Here is a 9405-nt window from a genome sequence, read left to right on the forward strand (position 1 = left end):
CCCGGCATCGCTGGTGGCCACCACTGGGCAGATCTCGTGACCGCCAGCGGGCAGTTTTCATGACCGCCACTGGGCAGTTCCCCATGTCCCTTGACAGGGCCGTCAGGCCGCATCGGTGGTCGCCGGAATCACTCCGGCGGCGGTTGGCCCGATACGCAAGGCATCAGCCGCTCCTGTCGCTGGCGTTAAAAGACGGTACTTATGACAAATCAGCTGGACCCGCGCTGCTTCGACAGCTCGGATGTCGATCGGGAATGCTCAGCAGACAAGTTGCGGCGACACCGCTTTGGGGTATCGCCGCGAGTGGGAGCCAGCAAGTTCCACCGTGTCGATATTGCGCACCGGAGGCCTTACGGTCACGGCGCGCGTGATGGGTAGCCGGCTACCGGGAGCGCTGCGGCGCGCTGGAGAAGTGAGATAAGAGATGGGCGATTGCATTGCGTTTAGACACCTGCCTCAACTCGATAGTCGTCGAGTAGAGGCCATCAGCCGGGTGCGGCGATCATGGCGAGCCTCATCGCCATCTACTTCTACTGTCTTACCCGACAGTCGGGGAATCCGACTGGACGGATCGGTAGAGTCTGCTGGAGATGCGCTGTGCGCGAGTTGCGCTGGTCGACCGTTGCCGTGCGCGGCGAACGCGGTGTTGCGATGCCGTGAGCCTGCAGTCGGGGGCACCATCGCCCCGTCGTGTCACTGCGCCGGGTGCGCCCAGAAGCCTGCTCAGAAATCATTGCACTGCAGTGTTATTCACGCAACACTGCCCCGATCACTCGTTTTGGGCCGGAGCCGGCTTGGAGTTGGCGGTGAGGTCATAGGCGTCAACCCGCCAGGTGCCGTCGACCAGACTCAACTGGTTCCAGCACGCGGTCTGTTGACCGATGTGATCTAGCGACGGGTCAAGTTGCTTGAGCAGGGCCTGGTTGAACGCATCGTGGGACACCATGACGACGGGACCGGGCCCGAGTTCGGTGACCAACTCGAAGAACGCCCGTCTGGCGCGCTCGGCTAGCACCCCCAGCGGTTCCACTCCGGGCGCTGAATCGACACTGCCGTATTGACGTTCCACGTCGGCGCGGCGCAGCCCGGTCTGGGGCCCGTAGTCGCGGTCGTTGAGCCGGTCGTCGATTTGGACAGACACCCCGGCGACTGCCGCGATCGCCTGCGCGGTCGCCACCGCCCGCTGCAGCGGACTGGAGATCACCACCGTGGGATGCCGGGTGGCCAGCTCATCGCCCAACCGGAACACCTCGGCTACACCCACTTCGTCGAGTGGGGGATCGCTGAGCCCGCGCAGTCGTCCGTCGGCGTTGAGGGCGGTACGCCCGTGTCGGGCCAGATAAACGCGTGTCACTGTTGTCACTGCAAACCTCCGAGTATGTGTTCCTACAGGAACCATCGGCCTGGTCGGCAGTTCGGATGTCGGCTCAACACCCCGGCGGAGATCCATCGCGCTCGATCAGGCTACCGCACAACGTCGCGCACGCCTCAGCGGGCTCGCTGCTGGCGTAACTTGGAACCAGCTGGAGATCGGATGTGCATCGGATGCGCCCCTTGCCGGAAGCGAGTCGTGGCGCTTTAATGGGGCGCAGCACGTTAGGTCGGTTCGCGGCGTGTGTTGACGGGCCGACGCACGATGGCGGTGGGGCTCGCCACGACTGCCCGTCGTATATCGACGGCCAACGGTCCCTGCGGAACGCATTGGGATGTGGCTATCTCGTTCAGAGGCACCACCGTCAGTGAAAGGTAAGAGCTCCATGGGACGTACGCACCGCATTGTCGACTGGAATCCCGAAGACTCCGTCGCTTGGGAGGGCGGCGAGAGCCGCATCGCCCGCCGTAACCTGTTTTGGCAGGCCGTGAATGTGCATATCGCATTTTCGGTTTGGTACCTGTGGTCGGTGATGGTGTTGTTCATGCCGGCGGCTGTTTACGGTTTTTCGGCTGGCGACAAGTTCTTGCTGGCCGCTACCGCATCGCTGGTGGGTGCACTCGCGCGTATCCCCTATGCGTTGGCGTCCAATTGGTTCGGTGGCCGGAACTGGACGGTGTTTTCGGCGGCGGTACTGCTGATCCCGACTCTCGGGACCATGTGGCTGATGGCCCATCCCGGGCTTCCGTTGTGGCCCTATCTGGTGTGCGCGGCGCTGACTGGGCTGGGCGGCGGCAGCTACTCGTCGTCGCTGGCCAAGGTCGAGGGTTTATATCCGCAGCGGCTCAAGGGCTTTGCATTAGGCCTCACCGGAGGGCTCGCCAACCTGGGATCTGCGTCCGTCCAGATAGTCGGGCTGCTGGTACTTGCCACAGTCGGTCATCAGGCATGGTACTGGGTATGCTCGGTTTACCTGGTGTTGCTGGCGGTCGGCGGTATCGGCGGGGCGTTATTCATGGACAATATCGCCGCTCACCGCACGGGCCTCTCGGTAGCCAACTACTGGTCCGTTCTCAAAGTGCCTGACTCGTGGGGAATTGCGTTTCTCTACCTCTGTGCTTCGGGGACGTTCCTAGGTTTTGCGTTCGCCTTCGGCGAGCTGCTGCAGCACAATTTCAGGGCCGCGGGACAAAGCTACGGTCAGGCGTCGCTGCATGCCGCCGAGATTGCCTTCATCGGACCACTGCTGGGTTCGTTTGCACGGATCGTCGGCGGTCGTCTCTGCGACCGATTCGGCGGTGGCCGCATGGCCTTGAGCGTCTTTGGTACCGCGATCCTGGCCGGCGGGCTTCTGGTCGGCGTCAACACCCACGCAGATCATGTCCACGACAGCGGCGGCTCCCTCGGCGGCTATACGATGGTCGGCTACATCGGCGCGTTCATGGTGCTGTTCATCCTCTCCGGAGTGGGGAAAGCTGCCGTCTACAAGCTGATCCCGTCGGTCTTCGATGCGCGCGGCCGGGCGCTGGGGATCAGCGACACTGAACGGTTGCACTGGGCCCGTGTCCGCTCGGGAGCGGCGATCGGCTTCGCGGGCGCGTGTGGTTCGCTCGGCTCGGTGGGGGTCAACGTGGCGCTGCGGCAGTCCTATGAACTCAGCGGCACTGTGACACCGGCATTCTGGGTCTTCTTGATGTGCTACGTGGTCGCCGCGGTCTTGGCCTGGGCGCGGTTTGTGCGGCCGCACGGGTCGCTGCAGGAGACGACAATGGGAAACGAGGCGCTGGCAGCGACCGCGTCGGGCCGTCGAAACAGCGTGTGAGAAGGCTGCCGAGGGTTTGGGTGACGCGAGTACGTTGAGCATGAATCCCGACATCACATGGCACATCCACAGTGTTACTCGCCGCGAACGGGAAAGCCTTAATGGCCACCGGGGATGCATGGTGTGGTTCACCGGCCTGAGTGGCGCCGGCAAGAGCACGGTGGCGAATCTGGTGGACCGGAAGCTCTACGAACGGGGCATCCATGGTTATGTCCTGGATGGCGACAACGTGCGTTACGGACTCGATGCCGGTCCCGAGCGGCTTGCCAAAACTCATGGTGAAAAGTTCGCCGAGCGTTTCGGGTTAGGGTTTTCAGCCGAGGAGCGCGAGGAGAATATCCGGCGCATCGGGGAGGTGGCGAAACTGTTCTGCGAGGATGGCATCGTTGCGCTCGTCGGCTTTATCAGCCCCTATCGTCGTGACCGCGACAGAGTTCGCGCCAACCTAGCCGACGGCGACTTCATCGAGGTCTTTGTCGATACCCCGCTGGAGATCTGCGAACACCGCGACCCCAAAGGCCTTTACAAACGGGCCCGAGCCGGCGAAGTCAGGGGGTTCACCGGAATCGACGATCCCTACGAAGCGCCGCTGCATCCCGAAATCAGGCTGGACGGCCAGAAGCACCCCGACTTACTGGCAGACGAGGTTATTTCGTATCTGGAGCGAGTGGGTGTGATCCCGTCCCCGTCTCTTTTTGGGCACCGAAGTTCTCCAGACGGGGATGTCACAGTTCGTTCGCAACGAGAAAGGACTGAGGACTTACGGATTCGGGCCGCCAAAGATATGCGATGAGGAGTTAAAGCTGACTGGAATACCTTAATGCGAGCCCGAGGGCTTGGGAAAGCAACATTGTCAAACATCACCCGGAAGAGAGGCGACTAGATGGCTTATCTAGGTCATAATGGAAAACCGATCGTGGAAAGCGTGTCGACCGCTGACGCAGTGAAAAAAATAGCAGGCATGCCGAGGATTCCCATAAAGCGCCCGACCGCGCACGAGATCATCAGCCTTTCGTATGGCTTCTTCACACCGCTGACCGGATTTATGCGTCGGCGAGAGGTTGATGACACCTTGGACAAGATGCAGCTTCCGGACGGGACGCTATGGAGCATTCCCATAGTATTCGACATGTCGGTGGAGAATATCGAGAAGTCCAACATCGCAGAAGGGGACCGGGTAGTTCTTGACTACCTGGGCGCTCCGATGGCCATCTTCGAAATTGAAGAGATATACGGCTACGACCTAGCGCGGATGGCCGAAAAAACGTACGGCACGACGGACACCAGGCACCCTGGCGTGAAGAGGGTGATGGCCTACCAGGACAGGTTCCTCGGCGGCCCGATCACGCTGATCAACGAGCCTGTCTTCAACGAGCCTTTCAAGAGCTACTGGTTGACCCCAAAGCAACACGCCGACGCGTTGAGGGGGAAAGGCTGGAAGCACGCCGTCGCCCATCAGACGCGCAACGTTCCCCACACCGGCCACGAGGCACTGATGAAACAGGCCTGGTTTGCCGCGAACGAGGACCTGCCAGTGGACACCTTGAACACGGGAGTTCTGGTCAACGCAATCATCGGCGAGAAGAGGCCCGGTGATTACATCGACGAAGCAATACTTTTGGCGCAGGATGCCCTTCGCACGAACGGGTACTTTCGTGACGATGTTCACATGGTGTCGTTCACGCTATGGGACATGCGGTACGCAGGCCCCAGAGAGGCTATCTTCCACGCAATCCTGAGGACAAATCTCGGATGCACGCATCATATGTTTGGAAGAGATCACGCAGGAGTAGGGGATTACTATCAACCCTATGACGCGCAGAACCTCCTCAAGCAATATCGGGAGAAGCTCTCGTTAAAGCCTGTCTTTTTGAGAGAAAATTGGTATAGCCCAGAATGCTCGGATATCGAGAGCTCTGCCCTTTGTGGGTTCGGCTCGACGGCTCAAAGCTTTAGTGGCAGTTTGATCAGGAGCATCCTGACCGACGAGGTGAAACCGACGCGAATGGTTATGCGGCCGGAGGTGTTCGACGTGGTCATGGAAAGTGCGGCCAAGTACGGACAGGGCTCGCCCTTCGTGACCGAAGACTATCTGAAAGACCGATTGCCGATCTTTTCCCTCAACAAATTACAGGAGCTCGATTCATGAATAAAAGCCAGGACGATATCAAGATCAATGTCTGGATCAACGACGTACGACTGGCAGCATTGCAGGAGGCCGGGCTGGCGGAAATGGCGAAGGAGGCGTTCGCCGGCATGAAGCGTCTGGCCATTTCCGCGACGGAAGAACAGAAGGATCTCCTGCTGCAACGTTATCCATCGGCGAAGTATGATTCTTCCACCACTCGCTCTATCGAGTTGCTTCCCAAACTGGCGAAGGACAGCTTGTTCGACCTTTCCGTTAAAATGCACTCGACGGGCCCCGAGGTAGTCGGTCGCTTTCTCGAGGAGACCTGATCGCAGGTCCGGCGCCACAGGACATCGTCGGTGGTGCGGTGACCAGGATGCTGATTGCGTTGGCCATCGCGTAGGTCGGCAGCACCGAGGTTCCCGGGTGCGGGGAGTGAGCGGCAGGGGACGTCGCTGGCACGTTTCAACCAGATCCGGTGCCCCCCAGGCTTCTTCACGGTAGGCCGGTTTGTTGGCCGGTCGGTGCGAGCGGTACGCGTGGTCGGCGGTTATTGGAATCCAGCTGGAAACCTGCTGTGTATCAGCTGCTTTGGGTTGTCCGGATGACGTGCTTCGGGTGTACTACAGGTGGAATAGCCTCTGGTTCGGCAGCTGGTATGCTGGCGATCACGGATGATGGCGGTGGGGCTCGCCATAAACTGTCGTATAGCCTATCGACGGCCAACGGTCCCTGCGGAACAGAACAACAGATCAGTACTCGGCTGGCCAATGGTGCAGCCGGATGTGACGCAGAGGATAGCGCGGTGGCCGTTCGTGTTTTGTACACCTTCGAAGCAATCCCGGACAGTGCGGGCCCGCGATGAGAACATCCGACATGCCCCGATCGGGCTGGCGCGTTTGTCACGCGCCCGGCCCACTTGCTCACAACGGCGTGACGGTTACGCGAACATTTTCGGTGAGAGGTAGATAGCGCATGGCGCGTGGGCACACGATCGTGGAATGGAATCCCGAGGACACCACGGGTTGGGAGGGCGGGAACAACGCGGTCGCCCGTCGCAACCTGTTCTGGTTGGTGGTGAACACCCATGTCGCCTTCTCGATCTGGTATTTGTGGTCGGTACTGGTGCTGTTCATGCCGCAGTCCGTCTACGGATTTTCCATCGGCGACAAACTGCTGCTGGCTATCACCGCCTCCCTGGTCGGCGCGCTCGTGCGAATCCCCTACGCGCTGGCCGCCAACTGGTTCGGCGGCCGGAACTGGACGATGTTCTCCTCGCTGGTACTGCTGATTCCGACGGCCGGGGCGATCGTGTTGCTGGCCCATCCCGGCTTGCCGTTGTGGCCGTATGTGACGTGCGCGGCATTGACCGGGTTAGGTGGCGGCAACTATTCGGGGTCGCTGGCCAAGGTCGATGGTTTGTATCCTCAACAGCTCAAGGGCTTTGCGATGGGGCTCACCGGCGGGTTCGCCAACCTGGGGTCGGCGGTCATCCAAGCGGTCGGGCTGGTGGTGCTGGCCGTCGCGGGTAACGTCGCGCCGTACTGGGTTTGCGCGATCTACCTGCTGCTGCTGGTTATCGGCGGCCTCGGCGCGGGGCTGTTCATGGACAACGTCATCGCGCACCGGGCCGGGCTGTCGTTTACCAACGTGCGCAACATTCTCTCGGTGCCCGACTCGTGGCTCATCTCGTTTATCTACTTGTGCTGCTCGGGCTCGTTCCTGGGTTTCGCGTTCGCGTTCGGCGAGGTACTCCAGCACAACTTTATCGTCGGTGGGCAGAGCCACGCGCAGGCGTCGCTGCACGCCGCCGAGATCGCGTTCATTGGGCCGCTACTGGGATCGCTGGCGCGCGTTGCCGGCGGTAAGTTGAGCGACCGCTTCGGCGGCGGGCGGGTCAGTCTGGTCTTGTTGGCCGCCATGATCGTCGGCGGAGCGTTCGTGATCGCGGTCAGCACCCATGACGACCTCACCAGCGGCCCCCAGGGTGCCGCGACGACACTGACGATGGTGGGGTACATCACCGGCTTTATCTGGCTGTTCATCTTCTCCGGCGCGGGTAAGGCGGCGGTGTACAAGCTGATCCCAACGGTTTTCGAGGCGCGCAGCCGGGTACTGGACGTCAGCGACGACCAACGTCGCGACTGGGCCCGGGTCAGGTCGGGCGCGTTGATCGGGTTCGCCGGCGCGTTCGGGGCACTCGGCTCAGTGTTGATCAACCTGGCTCTGCGGCAGTCCTATGAGAGTACCGGCAGCGAGACGCCGGCATTCTGGTCCTTCTTGGCGTGCTATGTCGTCGCCGCGTTCCTGGCCTGGGTGCGTTACGTGCGACCGCAGCATGCGGGTGTCGCGGCATTGCAAGGCGCCGGGCAATGATGACGGCCGGTGGACGACGCGATGAAAGAACCCAATGGCGACGCAACCCACGGGCGGCGTGGGCGCGGCGCGCTCGCTCTCTGGGCACCGAAATTGGAGAGGGAGGCTGAAGTGTAGATTGTTCCCGTTTTAGACGGTGTGACGTTTCCGTACGAAACCTCGTCGTCCCGTGGAAAGTTTCTTACGGGCGATCTTACAGAAAGGAAAAAAGTTATGCAAAAACAACTCGTCCGTCCGAGCAGAGTCCTCCGGGATTATCTGTCCAACTCCCTGGTGTGGGAGGATTTCCTGGCCCAGGGTGGCTTTGTCCAAGACGACATCGTTGTTGTGACCCCGTTTAAGGCCGGCACCACCTGGACCCAGCGGGTCGTCCAGCAGATACTGCAAAACGGTGAGGAGAACGACGGAGGACTTTCGGATGCGTCTCCGTGGCTCGACTCCAGCTGGGGCGACCATGCGCAGATGCTTTCCACACTGCAAAAGCAGCGCGATGCGGGAATACGGCGGGTGATGAAATCGCATGTGCCCGCCGACGCCCTGCCGCTCGCCTCTGAGGCCCGCTACGTGTTTGTCGGCAGAAACGGCAAGGATTTGGGGATCAGCTTCCACATCTATCTGAAGAACTTCACTGCAGAGACGATGTCGGCGATCAACCGGATTCATGCCGAGTGGTGCTCTGACCACGTGCCGCTGGTGATTCCCGACGACGTGCAGGAGTTTTTCGACCTGTGGATCGACACCGACGGATACGGCTGTTGCGATCTGTTCGATATGACGAAGTCGTGGTGGAAGCTCCGGGACGAGCCGAACGTGTTTCTCGTCAACTATCAAACGCTGAGAGATGATTTCCAGGGTGAAGCCGCTCGGCTCGCGGAGTTCCTGTCCTGCGATCCCGCCTCGCTTCGTATGGACGTCATCGAGGAGCATTGTTCATTCGAGTACATGAGCGCCCGCGCGGAAAAAATGGCGCCGTTCGGTGGCGGACACATGGGCAACGCCAAGGCGTTCTTCGACGGGGTCGGAGTGGATAGCGATTACCACAGCGTGTTAAGTCCGGCGTCGATCGAGCACTACGATCGCCTTGCCGTCGAGAAGCTAGGCAAGGAGTGCGCGCACTGGTTGGAGACCGGTGAACTCGCTTCGGCACCGTGATTTAACCCGGCCGTCATCGAGTGCCGTGGGGCTTCGCCTTCAGGCGAAGTCCCACGGCATGAGATACATGTCCCTGAGGGCGATGTCAGAGCGGGCGTTGGGGCGGCGCGACCGGCTGCTTATGGACGGCGTGGCACTGCTCTACATCACGGCGCTTGCGACCGTGGCACAGCGAAGCGGCGGGCACTACCTCCTTTTTCCGGGACTTGCGGCACTCTCGCACGACGTCTTGACCCGGCCATGGGGAAAATGGGCGATCCAGCCCGGGCGGCTCATCCTCACGCCGGCGTTGGGGGCGGCCGTCGGCACAGTGACAACGCGAGCGTTCGGTTACGGTGTTCTGACCATTCTCGTCGTCACCACCCTGTGTCTGCTTCTCCTCGCTGTGCTGCGGTCGAATATCGCCCCGACGATCGCGGCCGGCATACTGCCGCTTGTGTTGGGCATGAAAAGCGGGACCTACCCCGTCTCGGTAGCGTTGAGCCTGGTTGTGTTGGTCGGTATTTTGTTGCCGTGGAGAAAACATTACGTGCGGAAGTACCAAAACAGCCCGGC

The 9405-nt window shown here is 61.0% G+C and carries 7 protein-coding genes, 1 pseudogene and 1 riboswitch; of the genes and pseudogenes, 7 read left to right on the top strand and 1 reads right to left on the bottom strand.

Annotated features, from left to right (window positions below; translation table 11 throughout):
• Nucleotides 1-469: 469 nt before the first annotated feature.
• A riboswitch (Fluoride riboswitch) is annotated at nucleotides 470-531 on the bottom strand.
• A gap of 238 nt (nucleotides 532-769) precedes the next feature.
• On the bottom strand, nucleotides 770-1354 hold the full coding sequence (locus AC2VOP_RS05965; RefSeq protein WP_486960096.1) for a histidine phosphatase family protein: 585 nt from the start codon (nucleotides 1352-1354) through the stop codon (nucleotides 770-772).
• 403 nt (nucleotides 1355-1757) lie between these two features.
• On the opposite strand from AC2VOP_RS05965, the gene AC2VOP_RS05970 reads away from it, so the two are divergent.
• The 7 genes and pseudogenes from AC2VOP_RS05970 to AC2VOP_RS06000 all read left to right on the top strand — a co-directional run.
• Nucleotides 1758-3194 carry an MFS transporter gene (locus AC2VOP_RS05970; protein ID WP_486960097.1) on the top strand — a complete coding sequence of 479 codons (1437 nt, stop codon included), beginning with the start codon at nucleotides 1758-1760 and terminating at the stop codon, nucleotides 3192-3194.
• 40 nt (nucleotides 3195-3234) lie between these two features.
• Nucleotides 3235-3987, top strand: a complete 753-nt coding sequence (gene cysC, locus AC2VOP_RS05975) for an adenylyl-sulfate kinase (RefSeq protein ID WP_486960098.1) — start codon at nucleotides 3235-3237, stop codon at nucleotides 3985-3987.
• Between the two features lie 90 nt (nucleotides 3988-4077).
• Complete coding sequence (gene sat, locus AC2VOP_RS05980) at nucleotides 4078-5343, top strand: sulfate adenylyltransferase (RefSeq protein ID WP_486960099.1); 1266 nt, start codon at nucleotides 4078-4080, stop codon at nucleotides 5341-5343.
• Nucleotides 5340-5651: a DUF6955 family protein gene (locus AC2VOP_RS05985; RefSeq protein WP_486960100.1), complete on the top strand. Its 312-nt coding sequence runs from the start codon at nucleotides 5340-5342 to the stop codon at nucleotides 5649-5651. The genes sat and AC2VOP_RS05985 overlap by 4 nt, the downstream gene beginning before the upstream one ends.
• Nucleotides 5652-6297: 646 nt before the next feature.
• Nucleotides 6298-7698 (top strand): MFS transporter, encoded by a 1401-nt coding sequence (locus tag AC2VOP_RS05990; protein WP_486960101.1) that lies wholly within the window; start codon nucleotides 6298-6300, stop codon nucleotides 7696-7698.
• A 213-nt stretch (nucleotides 7699-7911) separates the two neighbouring features.
• Nucleotides 7912-8850: a sulfotransferase domain-containing protein gene (locus AC2VOP_RS05995; RefSeq protein ID WP_486960102.1), complete on the top strand. Its 939-nt coding sequence runs from the start codon at nucleotides 7912-7914 to the stop codon at nucleotides 8848-8850.
• A 67-nt stretch (nucleotides 8851-8917) separates the two neighbouring features.
• Nucleotides 8918-9405: pseudogene (locus AC2VOP_RS06000) on the top strand (hypothetical protein); the annotation flags it as partial.

Source organism: Mycobacterium sp. TH-M106, from assembly GCF_057473765.1.

Bases quoted from the DNA above. Each gene is read 5' to 3' on its own strand.
- AC2VOP_RS05995 (WP_486960102.1), top strand. From the start codon at position 7,912: ATGCAAAAACAACTCGTCCGTCCGAGCAGAGTCCTCCGGGATTATCTG.
- AC2VOP_RS05985 (WP_486960100.1), top strand. From the start codon at position 5,340: ATGAATAAAAGCCAGGACGATATCAAGATCAATGTCTGGATCAACGAC.
- AC2VOP_RS05970 (WP_486960097.1), top strand. From the start codon at position 1,758: ATGGGACGTACGCACCGCATTGTCGACTGGAATCCCGAAGACTCCGTC.
- sat (WP_486960099.1), top strand. From the start codon at position 4,078: ATGGCTTATCTAGGTCATAATGGAAAACCGATCGTGGAAAGCGTGTCG.
- AC2VOP_RS05990 (WP_486960101.1), top strand. From the start codon at position 6,298: ATGGCGCGTGGGCACACGATCGTGGAATGGAATCCCGAGGACACCACG.
- cysC (WP_486960098.1), top strand. From the start codon at position 3,235: ATGAATCCCGACATCACATGGCACATCCACAGTGTTACTCGCCGCGAA.